The sequence below is a fragment of the Lysinibacillus sp. NPDC097868 genome (assembly GCF_044761135.1).
In the GTDB taxonomy this organism is placed as follows: Bacteria; Bacillota; Bacilli; order Bacillales_A; family Planococcaceae; genus Lysinibacillus.
This window is the reverse complement of sequence record NZ_JBIWBS010000001.1, coordinates 2,659,988-2,679,039: the sequence shown is the minus strand read 5'-3', so window position 1 is coordinate 2,679,039 and position 19,052 is coordinate 2,659,988. Positions and strand designations below refer to the sequence as shown.

Here is a 19,052-nt window from a genome sequence, read left to right as displayed (position 1 = left end):
TGCTCTATGTATTTAGAAGGGTAGATCGTCTCTTTGTAAAGGAGTATAATTCCATACCTTTAAATGGCCATCAGTCATAAATCTAGAAGGGTTTCCGCATTTATGACAATAACGTGCATTTCCAGATAATTTTGTTCCACAAGATTCTACTAGAATTTCTTGATTTCCAAATGGGTCATCGTCATTAATATCTGTACATTCATTGACTAAATATGTGGAACAAATGTTACAATAATTACCATCGTATTCTAACTCCTCATTTAGACAACAAGGACAAATCTTTGCTCGACTTTTAAAATCGACTTCTACAACTGCTGGATACTTCATTTCAAACTCATCTCCAAATTTATATATAGTTTTTGTTAATGATTTTTTTCCGCAACAAGAGCAATAAGAAGGTTTTTCTATGGTGTAGTAAACTCTACAGTTTTTGCAAAAGTATCTATTGTTAACTTGATGCAGAAAGTCTTTGAAACCTAATTTTTCAGCGTAATCTTTCGAATAGCCTATACCATATTCACGAACACCTTTATATAAAAAACGGAATATGTTCTGGGCTGCTTCATTACTAACTTTACATATATGTTCAATTATAGAAGGATCATTTTCTTCAAAATGAAATATAACATGTGGAGGGGCGATTAAATTTCTGGCAAAACAATTTGCTTCTTTTTCAAAAGCTTCATAATTCTCATTTGGAATACCATTTCTTTGCATAATGTTAAGCCCAAATATTTCATGATGTTTTAAAGCATAATGACCTAATTCATGAGCAAGTGTCCAACGTTTCCTACCTTCATTTTCAATAGTGTCGTTATAATAAATACGATATTTTTGATTTGTTTCGTTGTAAACACAACAACCATCATCGCTGCCTAAATCTTCACAAACTTTTTCTATCGTTAATCCCATTTTTTTTGAATACCACGAATATGTTTTAATTTCCAAATCATTAAAAATTTTTTTGAATTGCATTAGTTTGATGGGTAATTTCTTTTCGTCTAGATAGTCTATAAATTCAATTGCCTTTTCTTCAGCTAATTTGAAATTGGGTCTATATGTCTTCATCCTCGTCTTCATCTTCATCATCAAATGCCTCCACAAAAGATAACCTTAAAATTTTCATAGCTCTTTCCCAATCCTCATCACTCATTTTAGTTTTCGCTCGTTGAATTACTTTCAATTCTTCAGAATCAACTTTGTCGTTAAAGGATTCACTTAATCCAAGGAGATAATCTGTAGAAACGCCAAAAATATCAGACATAGCTACAATTATGTTTCCGGGAGGAATTATTCTCCCAGCCTCATAATTAGCGATGTTTGTACGTTTCATCCCCAATAAATTGGCTAATTCTTCTTGAGAATAACCACTATTTTTACGACAGATTTTTACTCTTTCGGCAACTAATAAATTGTCGAACTTAGTCATTTTTTTAATCCTCCAGTATTTTTTTATAAAAATGACGTTTTTTAGGTTGACGTGTTTATTATTGACGTGATAGTATGAGGGTGTCAATTAAAAGCACAAAACGAAAGAGGTGATATAAATGCACAACAATCTTCGTAGAGAGCGATTTAGATACTATCGTCGATTAAACAACGTTTCCCAACGACAGCTTTCAATAGAAATGAATGTGAGTGATAGTCACATCAGAAACATTGAAAGCGGTAGAGGTAATCCAGACGTCAAACTGTTATTTAAATTAGCTAAATACTTAAAGACTTCCCCAGAAGAACTTTTTCCTGATTTGGCTAATGTAGATTAATTATTATTAATGCTTACGTCATTATTATAAACCGTCATTTAAAATAACGCAACGGAAAATAACTAAATAAAAGGAGAATTTTTCAAATGACGTTACAAATTGTAAAAAGTGAAACCTTTAATCAAGTGGAATGTGATTTTTGGCAGAATGAAAATGATGATGTGTTTATGACAATTAACCAACTAGCCCAAGCTTTAGAATATTCGGATCGTAGTGGTGTACAAAAGATTATTAACAGGAATGATTATTTAAAAGACTTAGAGTATTCAGTGCAGGACAAAATGTCCTCAACTGATGGGAAACAATATGATACTCGTATTTTCACAGAGGATGGCATTTATGAAGTAACGATGTTGTCCAAGCAACCAAAAGCTAGAGCATTTCGAGCATTTGTACGTAAAACTCTTAAAGCTTTACGCAAGGGTGAAATGGTTTTGGGACAACCACAAACTGACAATTCGAAGCTTGAAATCCAACGTATGCGGGCTGAGGCAATGTTGAATAACAGTCGTACACGCCAAGCTAAATTAATTTTGGACATGCAAAAGAATAAAACTTTATCGCCAATTGCAGTTGAGTTATTACAGATTAACGCTTTAGAAGTTTTAGGTGAAAAAGCAATAGAGCATCGTCCAGAAGTTGAAAAATCTTATACAGCTACGGAGTTGGGTGGGATGTTTGGTGTTTCTGCTCAAAAAGTTGGGAAGTTAGCTAACGCTCATAATCTTAAAACAGACGAATATGGCTACTTTGCTTTAGACAAATCACCATATAGCAATAAACAAGTTGAGTCATTCCGTTACTACGAAAGTGGAAAAGAGAAGATTCAAGAGCTACTAGGAGTGAGCTAAATGCAACAACTTCAGGTTAATTTAACTGTACCTGTACCAGATAATTATGTACTTATAAACCGAATTGAGTACGAAGAATTACAAACTCATTCTCTACAAGGTGTCTATTGGACAATGAGCGACTTAGAAAAACGTATTGGTAAAAAGCAGGTTTGGATAAAAGAAAACATTTTATATCCACAAAAATTCAAAAAACAATTGGATGTTTTACAAGGTGGATTTGTTTATTACCCAAAAGCGAAAGGGGAAAAATGGAGCTTCTTAGCTTCAAAGATGTCGCAGTTTTTAGAAGATAACTTTTACACAATTTTTAGGGGGTAGGTGAAAATATGAGTGATATTGTTTTAAAGTTCGCGAATGAAAAACAGTATGAAATCTTCTTAGCGAAGGTAAAGGAAGATGTACTGAAAGAAATGGAAAACAAACGTAACTATTCATCTAACTGGACAACAGTAAGGGATCAAATTGAAGGGAAGATGCGAGGAGAATATAACGATGGTTGTGGAAATTGGTACAACAATCAACAAGGTTTATATTCAACTTTCAGACTAGCATTTCAAGTAAGTAGAATAGGTGAATTATCAAGTGTAGATGGTAAACAGATTCAGAATTTCCACGATGAATTATTCGCATTAATAGACAAGTATAGGGAGGGCGCAAAATGAAAATCAAAGTAGCAGAATGGTTAGCATTACCGATTGAACAACGATTAGCTTTGATTAGCAACGCGATTAATAAAGCTGTAGCAGTGCGTTACAAATAAAACTATAAATCTATGAAAGGAAAGTGAAGAGTGTGGAGGGAAAAGATGTATTTGCCAATTTAAAACAAGCATTTGAACAAGCTGTTGAATATACAGTTGCGAACTGAATGGGTGAATGCGAAGTAGGTGAGATACGACGTTCAAAACTATTACAGGTAGTCATAAACGAAGCATCTCAAAGATCGCAGGAAAGAAATATACCATACCAAGAAGGTATAGCGAACATTATTACTGGTCGCAAGAAGTACCAAGAATATTAATGTTACTTTTGAGTGCTTTCTTTATACATCGTATATGAGTATTCAAAAACTCTCATAAAACTATCTGCTGAACCAGATGTAGTTAAATACTCAAAAATACTGTCGTAGTCTTTCGTATTTGGGAAATCTTTATCAAGAGCAACATCTTTCGCTATATCACCAATAGGTAAATCAACATCAATGAATTTTAATAACCATGCTTTATAAGTTAGCAAATTTATCACCTACCTTTCTACAAATAGTTTAGCAGAAAGGAAACATAAGGAGGAAATAAAAATGAAATCAACAGGAATTGTTCGTAAAGTCGATGATTTAGGACGTGTGGTTCTTCCAATTGAACTACGTCGCACACTAGGTATTGATGTAAAAGATGCTTTAGAAATCTTTATTGATGATGATCAAATTATCCTTCAAAAATATCAACCAAATACAGAGAAAGATGAAGTTGTTGCATCACTTAAGAAAATGGCGGCAAGTGCTAATAATCCAAATGTGCTCGAGACAATAGATCGTGCAATTAAATTAATTCGGTAGGTGACATTATAAATGATTGTCTTTTAGAAGTCCTGGGCGATTACTTTGTAAAACATAACCTTGCCAATAAATATTGTGATGGAAAAGAGGTGAGTATCATGGCTAGAAATCCTTATGATTTTTACATTACAGATGAAGAATACGCATTGGCATTAAGTAATGGGATAAGTCGCAAAACTTTAGAATATCGCATTAGGAATTCAGGATGGCCGAAACTAAAAGCAATTACTGAACCAGTATTGAAACAACGTAAATATCCTGAATGGGCGCTTGAATTAGCTAATATGAATGATATTTCCTACGGAACGTTTAAAGATCGTATTCATCGAGGATGGGATTTAAAGAAGGCAGCAACTGTGAGTGTAAAAAAAGGGCCTAAAAGAAAGCGAAAGTATCCAATTGAAGTTATTCAAATGGCTCAAAATAACGGGATACCTTACAAAACATTTCAAGCAAGAGTTACTCGTTCAAAATGGTGTTTAATTCAAGCAGCTACAACACCTCTTATTCCAAATGATGAAGTGTTAACAAGAGCACGTGAAAAAAGTTCTTTTAAGCTTGGTATTGAAACATTTTGGAAAATAAAAAGGGCCACTCTGCAAAGTGACCTCAAGTAAATCAATTAATAAAGAAAGTATATCAAATCGGGAGGTTGTTTCCTAGTATGACGAGAAAACCACTCGAAAAAAAAATAGAAAATCAAATAAAGAAATGGCTCGAATCGCACGGCTATTGGTGGATGAAAGTACATGGAGACATGTTTCAAAAGTCTGGAGTACCTGACATCCTGGCTTGTATTAATGGTAAGTTCGTTGGCATTGAAGTGAAGCGCCCAGGTGGTGTTGTAAGCGAGCTTCAAAAATACAATATCGAAAAAATTCAAGCTGCAGGAGGTGTAGCATTTGTCGCATACAGTGTCGAAGATGTCCGAATTAATCTCGACCGATTCCATGTTATATGAGTATCAGAAAGAAGTGCTGCAGAAAGCAAAAGCAAATTATCTATATGCACTTGATACTGGAACAGGGAAAACCATTTTATCTATTCACCATTATTTGCTTCATAGCAATGGTGAGCCTCTATTAATTGTGGCACCGCCACAAAAGATAAAAGAAGGTGGATGGGATAGGGATATTCAAACGGTCGCTAATTACTACGGTATAGAAATTAGTTATGATCTATTGTCTTATGGCAAGTTATTTGCCGATTGGAAGAAATACAAAGGCTGGTTTGTCATATTTGATGAATGTCATTATGTGAAAACATCTACTTCACAACGTGGTAAAGCCGCAAAGAACTTAGTTAAAGCCAGTACGTTCTTTGTACTCTTATCTGCCACACCATCAAGCAATGGGTGGGGCGATACAATAAACTATTTTATTATGTTTAATTTGGCACAAAGTAAAACGCAATTTGAGCGTGAATTTGGAGTGTTTGACACACTCTATCTTGGCCAACGCCGAGTAAATAGGGTTGTGGGTTGGACACGCGAAAATCTACTCAAACAAATGTATCAATCCTTTAGTGTGAAGCTGTCGAAAGATGATTGTTTAGATTTACCACCAATGGTTATTGAAGATGTATTTTTCAAGCGATCAACTGAATATTTGAAGCTAAAGAAAGACCGCATACTCGAAGTTGAAGGCGAGAAAATTGTTTACGACACTTATCCAAAACTTGCACAGGGGTTACGATTTTACGCTAATCAAAAGAACAAGCTCGAATATGTGGAGATGCTTGCGGAAAGCACTAATGAAAACATCATTGTTTTCTACAACTTTAAAGCTGAAAAAGAAAAGTTGCTTCAAATACTAACCAAAATGAAGAAAAAAGTGTTCGAGGTGAGTGGGCAACGTTCTGAATTACCAGCTCGTAATACATGGTCAAAGTTAAGGGGAAGTGTAACGCTGGTTCAGTACCAGGCTGGTGCTGCAGGTATTGAATTGCAATACGCCAATCTAGTGATTTTCTATACACCTACTTATAGCTTGCAAGATTATGAACAGTCACTCGGTCGAGCATATAGAAATGGCCAAGATAAAAAGGTTACAGTTTATCATTTCATTACGAAAGATACGATTGAGGAATTGATCTACGGTGCCTTGAAAACAAAGAAAGATTTCACGGACGAGTTGTTTGTTCGTTACTTGGAGGGGTAAAATGCATGGCTAAAAAAGAGAAAAGAAAGGTAACTCAATCAGTAGCTGATGCAATGCAAGAATTAGAAAAATGGATGGGCGCTGATAAAGAGCGTTCTGAAAAAGTGTTAATAGTTGCTGAATTAATAGCCTATGGTTTTGAGGTTGCACCAACTCCAGAAGAAATAATTTTAAAAAACTATAAAAATGCAGAACGGATAGTAGATACCGAAGAAGACGATAGAGATGCTCCATTGATTAATAAGGGCTATATGACCGGTGTTGAGGAAACGTTAAATGCTTTAAAAATCAAAATCAAATGGGTGAATGAGTAATGAAGGAAACAAAAGAAAAAGCCGTGATCATTGACCTTGGAAATATACGGATTAAAGAGTATGACAGCTTAAACGTTCAAATTGAACGTCTTGAAGAAGTCTATAATCCAACGACCAAAGAGACGACATCTAAGTGGCGATTTAAAGGCTATTATAATACCATTTTGAACGCTTTAACTGTAATTGTTAACAAAGAGTTATTGATTGATAAAAAAGCTATAAATGGTTTGAAAAATTACTTAAAACAAGTGGAGGAAATTCATAACAAAATAAAGATTGCTTTGGAGGGTGAAAATGTCCGATAAAGAACGATTGGAATATATCAAAGACAAGATGCAGACATTGCTTTCCGAAATGGACGAATTTGGTAACGCGGAAGTTAACGCTCAAACAATTTACAACGATATGCAATGGTTGATTTCAAAGATTGAATCAGTGGAAGGGGATAATGAATGACTAACTTAAAAGCAGCATTACAAACGGACGATAAAAACGTCACTGAAAACCGCCGTACCTTCGTAGGTGGCTCGGACGTTCCAATTATTTTAGGTCTTAGCAAATACAAATCACAGTTTGAGCTTGCAAAAGAAAAAATGGGATTAGTGCTTACTGTTTATGAAGGAAATGAATATACAGTATATGGCCAAACATTGGAGCCACAAATTCGTGATTACATTAATGCAATTAACGAAACAAACTTTCAACCTGACACTGTGATAGATAAAGAACTAAGGATTCGTGGTAACTGTGATGGTGCAGATAAAACAGAATTATTGTTACTTGAAATTAAAACACATGGTAAAAACCCAACGATGGAAGTTTACAAAGCACAAATGCAACTTTACATGTACGTATTCGATTTACCTGCAGGTTGGTTGGCTCTATATGAACGTCCAGATAATTTCGATGCAGAATTTGATCCGGATCTTTTAAAAATTGAAGTTGTTCATTTTGACGAAGGATACATGAAAGGGATTTTAAAGGCTATCGAGTTGTTCTGGATACGTTGTGAGGCATTAAAGGAAAATCCTGAAATGTCTGAGGCTGATTTTTATTCAATAGGTGTTAAGGAAGGACAAGGTAACGAAATTGCTGTAGTCGCTCAGCAAGTAGCAAAATTAGAAACTCAAATTGCAGATTTTAAAAAGCTAGAGACTGAATATAAGGCAATGAAGCAAAAAATGTACGACCTTATGATTGAACACAAAGTAAAGTCTTTCGAAACAGAGGGATTAATCATTACAGCTGTTCTCCCTTCAACTTCTACAAAAGAAGTAATTGATATTGCAGTTTTTAAAGAAGCACATCCGCGCATTGCGAAAAAATTCATTGAAGAAAAAACAAGTAATCGAGCTGGATATGTACTAATCAAACCAAAGAAGGAGGCTAAATAGCCATGGCATTACCACCAAATAGACCAAAGAAAACAATTGAAACACCACGTAATTATTTTATCTGGGGACCAACAATGAATGGTAAGTCCTATTTAGCTAGTGAGTTTCCTAATCCAGTTATTTTCAATACAGATGGGAATGCAGCTCAAATTGAAACGCCATCAGTTGATTTGAAAAATGAGCGTGACCCAAAGACAGGTACAGTTAAAAAGACTGTTGTTGAACAAATGTTAGAGCTCATTAAGGACTTGGAAAAGGGTGGTCACGGTTTTGAGACTGTGGTTATTGATGTAGTTGATGATTTAGTAACTCTCATTGAGCAAGCGATTTGTGAAGAAAACGGCGTTGATTATATAGGAGACGTTCCATACGGAAAAGGTTGGGGCTTACGTAAAACTTTCATTACTTCTATCGTGGTCCGACTTAAAGCTCTACCGATGAACGTAATTTACATCAGCCGTTATGCAACAAAGCTTGAAGGAACAGTTGAGAAGCCAATTCCATCATTAGGTGATAAGGATTTAAACGTAGTAAATGGCAACTGTGACCTAAACATAATGTGTCAAAAAATCGGTAAAAAATATCTTCGTCGTGTTGTGGATCGCCGTAAAAATTATCAACGTGACTGGATTGAAGACGAGCGTATTTTAAAAATCTTAGATTATGTTATTGGTGCATTTGATAAAGGTTCAGCTGCAGCTACACAAGCTAAAGTAGACGAACCTTCAGCACCTGCAGAAGAAAAGAAAACACTAAATGAATTGGCTGAGGAAGTATCAATTGAATTAGAAAACGGTGCAATAGTAACAGCCACAGTTAAGCCAAACGAAAATTTAGCAACTGAGACGATGTATTTTCACCATGAAGGCTCAGGGGAATTTATCAAAGTTGAAAAAGGAGAGTCTTTAGATTTCTTAGAAAAAGACATATATGATCCGCGTACTAAAGAAGAATATGAAAAACAAAACATTGAACAATACGTGAAGGACAACCCACCACCAGCAAATGAACCGAACACAACAGTAAAAGCACCACGTACAGCGAAACCAGGTGCTCCAAGAGCGCCGCGAGCACCACGTACTAAATGATTTGCCCGTATTGCCAGGAACAAGCCGAGTTTATTAGTTCCAAAGATTTTTATGGAACAGATTATCGTACCAACTTATATGTATGTAGGCCGTGTGATGCTAGGGTAGGCACACATGGGCGAGGTAAAACACCACTTGGCACAATGGCAAATGCTGAATTGAGAGAACTACGTAAATTGTGTCATGCACGATTTGATGTTCGGTGGAAATATGGAAAAGTTAGTCGTTCAAAAGCTTATCAACAATTAGCCGATATGATGGGATTAACACGAGAATTGGCACATATCGGTATGTTTGATAAAGAACAATGTAAAAAATTATTATCACTAATACCAAAGGAGACGAAAAATATGAGTAACTTAGCAGCTATGGCTCAAAAATTATTAGCAGAGGGATTTGATCCAAAAACATCACCGGTAGACGATTATGAGGCATTACCGGAAGGTGGCTATGATGTTGTACTTTCAGAGGTACAATGGCGTGTAAACGATAAAGGTACGGAATGGTTACAACTAGATCTAGAAATATTAAATGAAGGTTATGAAAACCGTAAACATTTCGGAATGATCTTCTTTACCGAGAAGATGATGGAGAGAGCATTAAAACAAACGATGAAATGTGCTTCAGCACTTGATATTGAATTAGATCCTTCCGTTTTCGGTTCACCTGAGACAGATTTAGTCAATGCATTTAAGGAAGCACTAGGCACCCAATGCGAAATGGATATTAAACATTCTAAATCTAAAAATGGCACATTCGTTAACTTCTCATTAAGCCAACCGGAGCCATTCTAATATGTTCAAAGTGTATGATTTTGAGGTTTTCCCAAATGACTGGATGTGCGTCATCTTAAATCTGGCCAACAATAGAATCATACGCATACACAATGATAAAGAGCGCCTACAAAGCGCTCTTTCTTCAAAAGATATTCTTGTTGGCTTTAATAATTATCATTATGACGACATCATCTTATGGGCTATTCAAACAGACCAAAATCCGTATGAAATTAGTCAACAAATAATAGCCGGGACTTTTAAAAGAAAAGTAAATTGCGGCTTTCTTACTTTGGATGTAAGACAAGAGTTGATAAATAAATCACTCTCTTTAAAAGAGGCTATGGCCAATTTAGGTATGAACATAATCGAAACGCCAGTAGAGTTTGATAAAGAAGATTTATCACCAGATGAAATAAAAACAGTCCTTGATTACTGTGAAAATGATGTTAAAGCTACTGGTGAAGCGTTTCAAAAACGTGAAGATTATTTTGCTTCTAAATTTGAAATTATTGATACGTTCAAATTACATCCATCTGATGTGAAAAAGACACGTGCAAATTTAGCATCAGCAGTATTAAAGGCCTTTAAAATTAAGGACCACAAGCGCGACCGATTAAAACTTAGCTATGATAAGCGACTCAAAATTAATGAGTTGCCAAAATCAGTTGTCGATTTTTATAACAATATCCATGTGTCTTATTTAGAAGGTGGATCTGTAACAGATTTAGAGAAACGACAGTATGAATACAAGCTTGCTGGATTAACTCACACGTATGGTTTTGGTGGATTGCATGCTGCTAAAGAGAATTATATAGGGGAAGGATATTTTCTTCACATTGATGCAAAATCTTATTTTCCTACTTTAAAGATTAATAATGGATTTATTAGTAGAGCCGCAAAGATGCCTGAGAGATACGAAAAGATATACCAGGAACGGTTAAAGTATCAAGCTGCAGGTGAATCGAAAGAGGAAATATATAAGATATTACTTAATGCTGCAGTAGGTGCATGCAAGTCAGAATTCAATGCGTTATTTGATCCACAACAATTTAACAACATCGTCGTAAATGGCCAATTAATTCTTACACATTTAATAGTGCTATTAGAGCCCTTTATAGAACTCATTCAATCAAATACCGATGGATTAATTGTTAAGTACGAAGACAAGTCATTCAGACCTATTATTGACGAGATCATTGAGCGATTTAGTAAGCACTATGAAATAAAATTCAAAGTAAATGAGATAAATAAAATCGCTCAACGCGATGCCAATAATTATTGTGTTCGTTATGCAGATGGGAAAATTGTTGCCAAAGGGATTATGAAGAATTTTGAGGGTGGGACCTGGGAGCGTAATAGTTTATCTATTATCGATGCAGCCCTGGTCAATTATTATATGCATGATATACCTATCCAAAAGACAGTTATTAATACTTTTAAAAAGGATTTAACGGCTTTTCAATTAGTTGCGAAGGCTGGCAAATTTGACGGAATAACGTGCGAGGTATTTGAAGATGGTCAAATGCAAATGAAACCACTGCAGAAAGTAAATCGGATTTTTGCCACAACTGATCCAAAGCGTGGTGGTGTTTATAAGGTACGTGATGAGAAATACCAAAAGGTATCTAATAGCCCAGAGCAAGCTATTGTATGGAATGGTGGGCTAGAACAATTTGAAAAACGAAAAATTGATTTAAATTGGTACGTGAAAATGATTCAAAAACAATTATTTGTATAGGAGAGTGTTTCAAATGACAACAGAAATAGCAGAAACAAAAGACATTCAAATTAATGTGCTCTTTAAAAAAATGCAAAAGGATGATAAAAAGGAAGTTTTAATGTTTCATATTTTATCAGATGAAACGAAACATGCTGCTGAATTATTAAGGTTAACAGGTAAAATGACCATTTTAACAATTTCAGATGATGAGGGACCATATGAGTCGATTCAAGCTGAATTTGTGAATCTACAGCGTGACAATAAAAAAACTGTGCTCAAATTTAATGTAGCAACTGAGGATGTAGACCGAGTGAACGCCATTTATCCCGCAGCTGGTACGAATATTTCTTTATTAATACAACCTCAGCAAATGAGTATTGATGATCTCGAAGGTGAGCATGAGGGGATTCCTTATGAGGTTGGTTCGGATGGTACTGTAGAGGTTAGTTCAGGCCAGGAGCAATAGATAAAAATTGTGCAACAATAGGGGTAAATTCAATGACACGTAGCGAACGAAAAAAGAAAAATAATTGGTTCTATGATTTGATTGATTTTGTTTCAATACTTGAAAAATTTAATCCGTAGTTGGTTAATTGAATTGTTCAAGAAGGTGAGGAAGGAGTGCTAAATTGGGAGCGTTTATCGCGCAGCAACCAAACGGATTATATTGTCGATTTTCAACTATTGTCGATACAGTAACGCATTACAATATGACTCGTGAAGAATATTTAAACAATATAACAGATACAACGAAAAATCGAGCTGATGCAGAAGATACATTAGTGAATTACCTACAGCCGTTTAGTGAGGTAGTTAAGCGTTTTATTCCAAACAATATGTCACAAGAGAAATTTAATGAATTAGTGAAAATCATGAGCGGATGATTACTGATCACTTTTAGGAAAACAAGAAAGGAGGTGCTACGGTTTGAAGTCTACTATAAAGCCATTGCGCTATATCGAGCTAGAAGAAAAAAAGCCTAAACACTCATTCGATATATTTTCGACAGACCACAAAAATTATAAAGATGCAGGTGTCATTTTAACAAAAGATATAGTGGTTGTGGACTTTGATACACGCTCAGATGCAGCTGAATATATCTATTCTGTTTATCCATCCTTGCGTGTGGAAACAAGTCGAGGGTTTCATCTTTGGTATAAGCGTCCAAAGGCAGAGGGAATGACAACACCAATTAAAAACTACACAGATAAAACGACAGTGGCCGGACTAAAAGTCGATTATAAAACAGGCACACGTTCACAAGCTACGATTAAGCAAAATGGCAAACTTCGACCAATGGAAAATGCTCATTATCTTGAAGATGTGAGCACGTTACCAGAGCTTCCTTTGCTCTTGTATCCTTCTAAATTAAAACATAATTTACTAGGCATTAAAGAAGGGCAAGGGCGCAATAGTGCCATTTACAGTCATTTGCTTACAACGTTAGAGCAGTATGGCACCGATATGATCGACAACGAAACAATCCAGGTACTTGCAACTTTTATCAATACCAAAGTATTTGCCGAAGCAATGGACGATGATGAGCTAAATAATACAATTAAATCCGTTTTAGATAAAAAGCCGGCACCTAGTTCGCAACAATGGCTGAATCCAAAAGACATGGTCATGACAAGTGAAGTATTGTCCAAACGCCTGGATCTGCATTATTACAACAATCAAATTTATTTTAAGCAACTGGACCGTTATATTTCCGATTCCAATAAGCTACTGCGAGAAATAGACAAGAATATTAAATTAAAGCCAGCGCAACATAAGCAGCTACTTGAACTATTTAAAATAAAGTCAAACGTAGTAGAGGACAATGATTTTGTTATCCAGCTGCCTAATGGGGTGATTATCGATGATGGCGAGCCCATAATAATCGATGCGGGCTTTACACCCTATTTTTTAGATGTTCAATACGATGAGGAAGCCTATGACGAGAATGTAGATCAATTCTTAGATTTCTTCACTTGTAACCGAAAAGATTTACGCATTGTGATTGAAGAAATGTTTGGTCACATTTTAATGACTAAAGGTTTTCCGCACAAGGTTTTCTTTTACAAGTCTGAAAAAGGGAACAACGGTAAATCAACCTTATTAAAAATGCTTACTGCATTCACGAATGGTCTAGAAACGAACGTGCCATTAGATAAATTCGATGACGACACCGCTGTTTATGGGATGTCCGGTAAGCTTATGAACATTGCTGATGATATTGATGCGTCATACCTGGACAAATCAGCCAATTTTAAAACACTGGCATCTGGTGATCCAGTTATGTTACGTCCAATTTATTCAATTCCGATTACCATACGCTCAAAAGCTACACTCATTTTTACATGTAATAAGATGCCACAGTTTAAAGATAAGTCGGGAGGTATTGGTAGACGTTTAGTTGTCATTCCTTGTGATGCAGAAGTTAAAGTGATCGATGAAAATTTAGACGAGAAGCTTTCGAGTGATACAGCTAAGTCTTACATACTAAAATTAGCACTCGAAGGAATTAAGCGAATACGCAAAAACGGAAATAAACTATCCGATTCGGACACTATCGAACAGCAAACAATTGAATATTTCATTCAATCCGATAGTGCTCTTTCATTTTTGTACCAATATAGCGATGAAATCGATGGAAAAAGAACCAGGGATGTATATGCAATGTATGTAGCCTATTGTGAAGATGAGGGGCACAAACCGGCTGGAAGTACCGAATTCGGTCGTAGGATGAAGAAGGAAGGCTGGGAATCGAGGGTTGTAAAAGTTATGGGCAGTTCCGTAAGAGTATATAAAAAGGTTACGGATGAGGTAACAGGATGAGAGATTACATCAGTAACCCTCTTTAAGCCTTTATATATCAAGGGTTTATCTGTCATTTTAAATAGAAGAAGGTTACAAATGAAAAAATACATCTGTAACCTCTACAAACCCTTATTATATATATATTTATATTAATATTATTTCTTTAGTTACAGATAAATAATAGATATAAGTATATAAAAAATAAATAAAAAGAAAAAAAGAAAGAAATAGAAATATATATAAAGGAAAATCGCTAAATAATCTGTATATCTGTAACTAATCTGCTTGAAACGTTGATAAATCAACATTTTGAAGGTTACACACAGCTTGTAACTATGAGTATCACAATTTGTAACCATATTAAAAGGTAGGTGCTGCATATGTACGAATGGTTGAAGGATTATCGAAAGCTTGAAGAAGCCATCGCCTATCTCGAATTTAATTTAGAGAGAAGTAAAAAAGAGTTAGGTAGATGGACAGGCGGAGATTTATGGAATGTTAAATTGACAGCCGAATCTGACGGGGCACAATTAGAAGAGCGGATTGAAGTGATTGAATATGAACTTGCCCATAAATTAAATGACCTTCACGACTTAAAAGAGCTCATCAGCACATTCGATGGACTGGAATACAAAATACTTTATCGTAAGCATGTGGAAGGCAAGACGCTCGAAACAATTGCTAATGAATTAAATTACAGCACGAACTATATAAAAATCAAACACGCTAATGCCATGCGTATGATGGAGTATGCTGAAAAGGTTTCCTCAAGGTAAGGTGTTAAAAAAGTACCTTACTATGTAGTGGCTGAAACTATTGAAAAACCGTTATATGATGGTAATGTGATAATTACATCACGCCATGAAAACATCCTTTCAGAAAGAGACCGTGCAAAAATGTACGGTCTTTTGTTATGCCTGAAATGAGGATAAATAAAAAAACATCTACTAATTGTAGATGTTTCCGTTTTAGGACTATTTCTTTTTTTCCGTACGTACACCTTTAAACTTCCCACCAGAAGTTTTTTGGTCCATGAAACGTCCTGTGCTTGTATCGCGTTTAATATAGTTGCCATTAGGTCCTTTGAATTGACTACGACCTGTCACTGCACCATCGCGATGATTACCTGCATTACCTGCCATGTTATCACCACCTTTTAATAGATTAATAGGATATACGTGGAAGATTAATTAAAGTTTCAAAATCATGGATATATATTATAAAGGGGAAGTCACATCTAACTAGGTGTGGCTTTTTATGATCTTGAGACAGTGGCGAAATAGGTAGACGCTACTACGTAGATTAATCGAAATCGGTTGGAAGTTTGATTATAGGTCACAGTAACAAGAACCTGGTCAAGACTGCTTTTATGACGAAGGGAACAACTCCATTATAGTCGCAAACACAGATTGCTAATCTTGTGAACCCAATTAAGGAGCCCATATCATGAGCTGGTGGTTAGAATTTCGTAATTCCGATAGCGACATAAACGGTAAAGATTAGTCATACAAGGTGCAAATCCTTGTCTGTCTCACCTAGTTTGAAAGTCTGCATTCGTTTGAATGTAGGCTTTTTATTATGCCTCAATAGCTCAATTGGATAGAGCAACATGTTTCTACCTTGTTGGTTGCGGGTTCGAATCCTGCTTGGGGCTCTAAGAATGTGGGCATAGGGCAGTTGTTATGATGTAAGTCCAGGATCAACAATTATGAATTGTGGAGGTATGAACAATGATAGAGTGCAAGGATAAGTTCAAAGGGTTAGAACAAGAGGCTAAGGCATTGGGTGCAATAGCAAGTAAGAGTGCAATGTGTGTAGCCAGTGCGTTAAATATGATTGCTAATAGGGTTGAAGAAGGAAAACAAAGGAAAAAACAAAGGAAAAAACATAGGTTCTTCTAGGACTTTTTTTGCATGCGGGTCTTGCGAGCCCCAAAAGTGGTCTATTTTTATTTCGAAAATTTCACTTTCGCTTTCGCTTTGTGAGAGCTGAAAGGTACTACTTAGAAAAAAACCTTCATCTACTGTTTTACAAATAGAGGCGAATTTATATGCATAAAAGCGAAAGTGAGGTGTGAGGATATGACAAAATCCAAAGCGAAAGTAGATGACCTTGCTACTTTGGAAATTGGAACAAGTGAATTTGCAAAATTAGTTGGGAAAACGCCGCAATGGATTCGTCAATTAACACGTGATGGCGTGCTCACACAATGCGGCCGTGGAAAATACAATATGGCAGAAAATATTCTTGCTTATATTGAGCATGCTTCAGGTGGTAAAGAGGAAGATGGGAAACCACGCCACATTGATGTTAAAACAGAGCATGAAGTTTTAAAGAAAGAAAAAACAGAGCTGCAAGTACAGCAGTTACGAGGGCAATTACACGCTGCAGATGATGTTCGTTTGGTTATGGGTGATATGATTTTAAGCGCTAAATCGAAATTATTGTCATTGCCAACACGGATAAGCCCACAGTTAGATGGTGAATCAGCTAAAACAATTGAACAAATTTTAATTCAAGAAATCACAGATGCTTTGACCGTTTTAGTAGATTATTCACCAAAGCTTTTTGAAAAGGAAAGTAGCGATTAAGTTGGTTGCACAAAAAACAATCAATTTATTTAAAGATTTAGCGCAACTGTGGTCGCCACGCCCGGCTTTAACAGTTTCTGAATGGGCAGACCAATATCGTACCTTAACATCAGATACATCTGCAGAGCCAGGTCCTTGGCGCACAAATCGAGCGCCCTATATGCGTGAAATAATGGACTGTATTACAGATTCAGAAATTGAAGAAGTAGCAATTATGGCATCAGCTCAGGTAGGTAAAACAGAGTTCATGCTAAACATGGTTGGTTATCACATTGATTATGATCCGTGCCCGATAATGTTCATGCTGCCAAACAAAAAATTAATACGTTATTTCTCTACAACAAGGCTCTCTACAATGATTGAAGCAAGCCCAGCATTACGTGAGAAAGTTGCAAGGAATGCCGGTAACACAATTGATGAAAAAGCCTTTTTAGGTGGATCCATTGCGATTGTTGGGGCAAATGCAGCTTCATCATTATCTAGTAGACCAATTCGAATTTTACTATGTGATGAAGTAGACCGTTATCCAGTGTCCGCTGGTAAAGAAGGGGATCCAATTAATTTAGCAAAAATGCGTACAACTACTTTCCCATCTAATCGAAAGCATGTTTACGTATCAACACCACTTGATAAAGATACTTCGCGTATTGAGCAACTTTATGATGATAGTACTATGGAGCAATGGTCATTGACCTGTCCTTCATGTGATACGGTCCAACCAATTAAATGGGCGCAGATAAAATTTGAGTATCGTAAAACAGAGGATAATGAATTTATTGTAGATGATGTTAATCATGCATGTAGAGAATGCGGCTGTTTACATAGCGAACGTGAATGGAAACGCGCTAAAGGTAAATGGGTTGCGCAAAAAAAACATTCTCGCCGGCGCGGTTTCCATTTAAACCAGTTTGCTAGTCCGTGGGTAACTTGGGACGAAATTGTAAGAGATTTCTTAGAGGCAAAGCGTGATGGGCAAGAAAAATTAAAAACCTGGGTAAACACAGTTTTAGGTGAAACATGGGAAGAAAAAGGAACAACTGTTGATGAAGATAAATTATTTGAACGTAGGGAAAAATATGACGCTGAAGTACCTGAACAAGTTAAAGTGTTAACTGCAGCTGTTGACGTTCAGGATGACCGATTTGAAATTGAAGTAGTTGGTTGGGGGCCTGGTCGAGAGTCGTGGGGAATAGAATATCATGTTTTATACGGAGATTTAAAGCTTGAAGAGACTTGGCAACAGCTTGACTTATGGCTTCAAAAACGTTGGAGCAAAGCGAACGGTAAGCAATTTGGAATTGCTTGTACTTGCATTGACTCAGGGGGACACTTTACACAAGAAGTCTATCGTTTCACGAGGGTTCGAGAAGCGAGGAGAATTTATGCTATTAAGGGGGCAAGCGCAGTAAAGGGTGAATATATCCCGCTGTTAGCAGGTACATCAAGACCTAAGCCTCTAAAAACGCTACTTATTAGACTCGGTGTTAATGATGGAAAGGCTCGGGTTCTGTCTAGCCTGCGTGTAGATGAGCCTGGACCGAGTTATTGTCATTTTCCAAAAGGACAAGGTTATGAATTTAATTACTTTCTTGGTTTGACTGCTGAAAAGTTAGAAACACGTCTGGAAAAAGGTCGACCTTATCATGTGTGGGTTAAGAAACGTAATCGAAACGAACCGTTTGATTTACGTGTTTATAATACAGCAGCAATTGAAATAGTTAATCCAAACTTTGAGAAAGAATATCCGGGTATTTATAGTGCAAAGAAAAAAAGAAAAAGAGTGAGGGGATAGCTAATGGCTATTACATTACAGGAAGCTCAGACAAACCTAAAAGTTTGGCTAGATGCAGAGCGAGCTATTGCAAATGCTCAAAGTTATACAATAAGTAATCGTAGTTTAACAAAAGCCAATTTATCAGAAGTAGCAAAACGAATTACGTATTGGCAAAATAAAGTTGCAGAACTTGAGATGGTTCAAAAGGGTAAGAGAATACGGAGAACAAAACAATTTATTCCGATGGATTTTTAAAAGGT

General features: G+C 36.1%; 27 protein-coding genes and 1 tRNA gene. 24 read left to right on the top strand and 4 right to left on the bottom strand.

Annotated features, from left to right (window positions below; translation table 11 throughout):
* Positions 1-12: 12 nt before the first annotated feature.
* Both ACIQXJ_RS13515 and ACIQXJ_RS13510 read right to left on the bottom strand, forming a co-directional pair.
* Positions 13-1,089 (bottom strand): ImmA/IrrE family metallo-endopeptidase, encoded by a 1,077-nt coding sequence (locus tag ACIQXJ_RS13515; protein WP_403054449.1) that lies wholly within the window; start codon positions 1,087-1,089, stop codon positions 13-15.
* A complete protein-coding gene (locus tag ACIQXJ_RS13510) occupies positions 1,055-1,429 on the bottom strand; it encodes a helix-turn-helix domain-containing protein (protein ID WP_403054447.1) in 375 nt (124 codons plus the stop codon). The genes ACIQXJ_RS13515 and ACIQXJ_RS13510 overlap by 35 nt, the downstream gene beginning before the upstream one ends.
* A 118-nt stretch (positions 1,430-1,547) precedes the next feature.
* Here ACIQXJ_RS13510 and ACIQXJ_RS13505 point away from each other — a divergent pair, with 118 nt between their 5' ends.
* The 4 genes from ACIQXJ_RS13505 to ACIQXJ_RS13490 all read left to right on the top strand — a co-directional run bounded on the left by ACIQXJ_RS13505 (position 1,548) and on the right by ACIQXJ_RS13490 (position 3,282).
* Positions 1,548-1,766, top strand: a complete 219-nt coding sequence (locus ACIQXJ_RS13505; RefSeq protein WP_403054445.1) for a helix-turn-helix domain-containing protein — start codon at positions 1,548-1,550, stop codon at positions 1,764-1,766.
* Between the two features lie 86 nt (positions 1,767-1,852).
* Positions 1,853-2,617, top strand: a complete 765-nt coding sequence (locus tag ACIQXJ_RS13500; protein ID WP_403054443.1) for a BRO-N domain-containing protein — start codon at positions 1,853-1,855, stop codon at positions 2,615-2,617.
* Positions 2,618-2,938: a DUF771 domain-containing protein gene (locus ACIQXJ_RS13495; RefSeq protein WP_403054441.1), complete on the top strand. Its 321-nt coding sequence runs from the start codon at positions 2,618-2,620 to the stop codon at positions 2,936-2,938.
* Between the two features lie 8 nt (positions 2,939-2,946).
* Positions 2,947-3,282 (top strand): hypothetical protein, encoded by a 336-nt coding sequence (locus ACIQXJ_RS13490; RefSeq protein ID WP_403054439.1) that lies wholly within the window; start codon positions 2,947-2,949, stop codon positions 3,280-3,282.
* A gap of 360 nt (positions 3,283-3,642) precedes the next feature.
* Here ACIQXJ_RS13490 and ACIQXJ_RS13485 read toward each other — a convergent pair whose 3' ends face one another.
* On the bottom strand, positions 3,643-3,864 hold the full coding sequence (locus ACIQXJ_RS13485; RefSeq protein WP_403054437.1) for a YozE family protein: 222 nt from the start codon (positions 3,862-3,864) through the stop codon (positions 3,643-3,645).
* Between the two features lie 52 nt (positions 3,865-3,916).
* Here ACIQXJ_RS13485 and ACIQXJ_RS13480 point away from each other — a divergent pair, with 52 nt between their 5' ends.
* The 15 genes from ACIQXJ_RS13480 (at position 3,917) to ACIQXJ_RS13410 (ending at position 15,203) form a co-directional block, all read left to right on the top strand.
* Entirely contained in the window at positions 3,917-4,174 is a 258-nt protein-coding gene (locus ACIQXJ_RS13480) for an AbrB/MazE/SpoVT family DNA-binding domain-containing protein (protein ID WP_403054435.1), read from the top strand.
* Positions 4,175-4,272: 98 nt separating this feature from the next.
* Positions 4,273-4,791, top strand: coding sequence for a hypothetical protein (locus ACIQXJ_RS13475; RefSeq protein ID WP_403054433.1), 519 nt, complete (start codon positions 4,273-4,275; stop codon positions 4,789-4,791).
* 47 nt (positions 4,792-4,838) lie between these two features.
* Positions 4,839-5,135: a VRR-NUC domain-containing protein gene (locus tag ACIQXJ_RS13470; RefSeq protein WP_403054431.1), complete on the top strand. Its 297-nt coding sequence runs from the start codon at positions 4,839-4,841 to the stop codon at positions 5,133-5,135.
* Positions 5,077-6,333: a helicase-related protein gene (locus ACIQXJ_RS13465; RefSeq protein WP_403054429.1), complete on the top strand. Its 1,257-nt coding sequence runs from the start codon at positions 5,077-5,079 to the stop codon at positions 6,331-6,333. Before ACIQXJ_RS13470 ends, ACIQXJ_RS13465 begins: the two co-directional genes overlap by 59 nt.
* A 5-nt stretch (positions 6,334-6,338) precedes the next feature.
* Positions 6,339-6,647, top strand: a complete 309-nt coding sequence (locus ACIQXJ_RS13460; protein ID WP_403054427.1) for a hypothetical protein — start codon at positions 6,339-6,341, stop codon at positions 6,645-6,647.
* The gene (locus ACIQXJ_RS13455; RefSeq protein ID WP_403054425.1) at positions 6,647-6,952 is read left to right on the top strand and encodes a hypothetical protein; all 306 of its coding nucleotides are present in this window, start codon (positions 6,647-6,649) and stop codon (positions 6,950-6,952) included. The genes ACIQXJ_RS13460 and ACIQXJ_RS13455 overlap by 1 nt, the downstream gene beginning before the upstream one ends.
* Positions 6,942-7,103 (top strand): hypothetical protein, encoded by a 162-nt coding sequence (locus ACIQXJ_RS13450; RefSeq protein WP_403054423.1) that lies wholly within the window; start codon positions 6,942-6,944, stop codon positions 7,101-7,103. Before ACIQXJ_RS13455 ends, ACIQXJ_RS13450 begins: the two co-directional genes overlap by 11 nt.
* Positions 7,100-8,041: a YqaJ viral recombinase family protein gene (locus ACIQXJ_RS13445; protein WP_403054421.1), complete on the top strand. Its 942-nt coding sequence runs from the start codon at positions 7,100-7,102 to the stop codon at positions 8,039-8,041. Before ACIQXJ_RS13450 ends, ACIQXJ_RS13445 begins: the two co-directional genes overlap by 4 nt.
* Positions 8,042-8,043: 2 nt before the next feature.
* On the top strand, positions 8,044-9,129 hold the full coding sequence (locus tag ACIQXJ_RS13440; protein ID WP_403054419.1) for an AAA family ATPase: 1,086 nt from the start codon (positions 8,044-8,046) through the stop codon (positions 9,127-9,129).
* A complete protein-coding gene (locus ACIQXJ_RS13435; protein WP_403054417.1) occupies positions 9,126-9,923 on the top strand; it encodes a zinc-finger-containing protein in 798 nt (265 codons plus the stop codon). Before ACIQXJ_RS13440 ends, ACIQXJ_RS13435 begins: the two co-directional genes overlap by 4 nt.
* Before the next feature lies 1 nt (position 9,924).
* The gene (locus ACIQXJ_RS13430) at positions 9,925-11,643 is read left to right on the top strand and encodes a DNA polymerase B (protein WP_403054415.1); all 1,719 of its coding nucleotides are present in this window, start codon (positions 9,925-9,927) and stop codon (positions 11,641-11,643) included.
* A 13-nt stretch (positions 11,644-11,656) separates the two neighbouring features.
* Positions 11,657-12,091 carry a hypothetical protein gene (locus ACIQXJ_RS13425; protein ID WP_403054413.1) on the top strand — a complete coding sequence of 145 codons (435 nt, stop codon included), beginning with the start codon at positions 11,657-11,659 and terminating at the stop codon, positions 12,089-12,091.
* Positions 12,092-12,254: 163 nt separating this feature from the next.
* A complete protein-coding gene (locus ACIQXJ_RS13420) occupies positions 12,255-12,509 on the top strand; it encodes a hypothetical protein (protein WP_403054411.1) in 255 nt (84 codons plus the stop codon).
* Between the two features lie 43 nt (positions 12,510-12,552).
* Positions 12,553-14,445: a DNA primase family protein gene (locus ACIQXJ_RS13415; protein ID WP_403054409.1), complete on the top strand. Its 1,893-nt coding sequence runs from the start codon at positions 12,553-12,555 to the stop codon at positions 14,443-14,445.
* A gap of 362 nt (positions 14,446-14,807) precedes the next feature.
* Positions 14,808-15,203, top strand: coding sequence for a hypothetical protein (locus ACIQXJ_RS13410; RefSeq protein WP_403054407.1), 396 nt, complete (start codon positions 14,808-14,810; stop codon positions 15,201-15,203).
* Positions 15,204-15,401: 198 nt separating this feature from the next.
* Here ACIQXJ_RS13410 and ACIQXJ_RS13405 read toward each other — a convergent pair whose 3' ends face one another.
* Positions 15,402-15,569, bottom strand: a complete 168-nt coding sequence (locus ACIQXJ_RS13405) for a hypothetical protein (RefSeq protein ID WP_403054405.1) — start codon at positions 15,567-15,569, stop codon at positions 15,402-15,404.
* 438 nt (positions 15,570-16,007) lie between these two features.
* Between ACIQXJ_RS13405 and ACIQXJ_RS13400 the strand changes: the two genes are divergently transcribed.
* The 5 genes from ACIQXJ_RS13400 (at position 16,008) to ACIQXJ_RS13380 (ending at position 19,047) form a co-directional block, all read left to right on the top strand.
* Positions 16,008-16,081: transfer RNA gene (locus tag ACIQXJ_RS13400), tRNA-Arg, on the top strand.
* Between the two features lie 76 nt (positions 16,082-16,157).
* A complete protein-coding gene (locus ACIQXJ_RS13395; RefSeq protein ID WP_403054403.1) occupies positions 16,158-16,328 on the top strand; it encodes a hypothetical protein in 171 nt (56 codons plus the stop codon).
* Between the two features lie 180 nt (positions 16,329-16,508).
* A complete protein-coding gene (locus ACIQXJ_RS13390) occupies positions 16,509-17,018 on the top strand; it encodes a hypothetical protein (protein ID WP_403054401.1) in 510 nt (169 codons plus the stop codon).
* A gap of 1 nt (position 17,019) precedes the next feature.
* Positions 17,020-18,810 (top strand): phage terminase large subunit family protein, encoded by a 1,791-nt coding sequence (locus tag ACIQXJ_RS13385; protein ID WP_403054399.1) that lies wholly within the window; start codon positions 17,020-17,022, stop codon positions 18,808-18,810.
* Between the two features lie 3 nt (positions 18,811-18,813).
* Positions 18,814-19,047 (top strand): DUF6148 family protein, encoded by a 234-nt coding sequence (locus ACIQXJ_RS13380; protein ID WP_403054397.1) that lies wholly within the window; start codon positions 18,814-18,816, stop codon positions 19,045-19,047.
* The last annotated feature ends 5 nt before the right edge of the window (positions 19,048-19,052 follow it).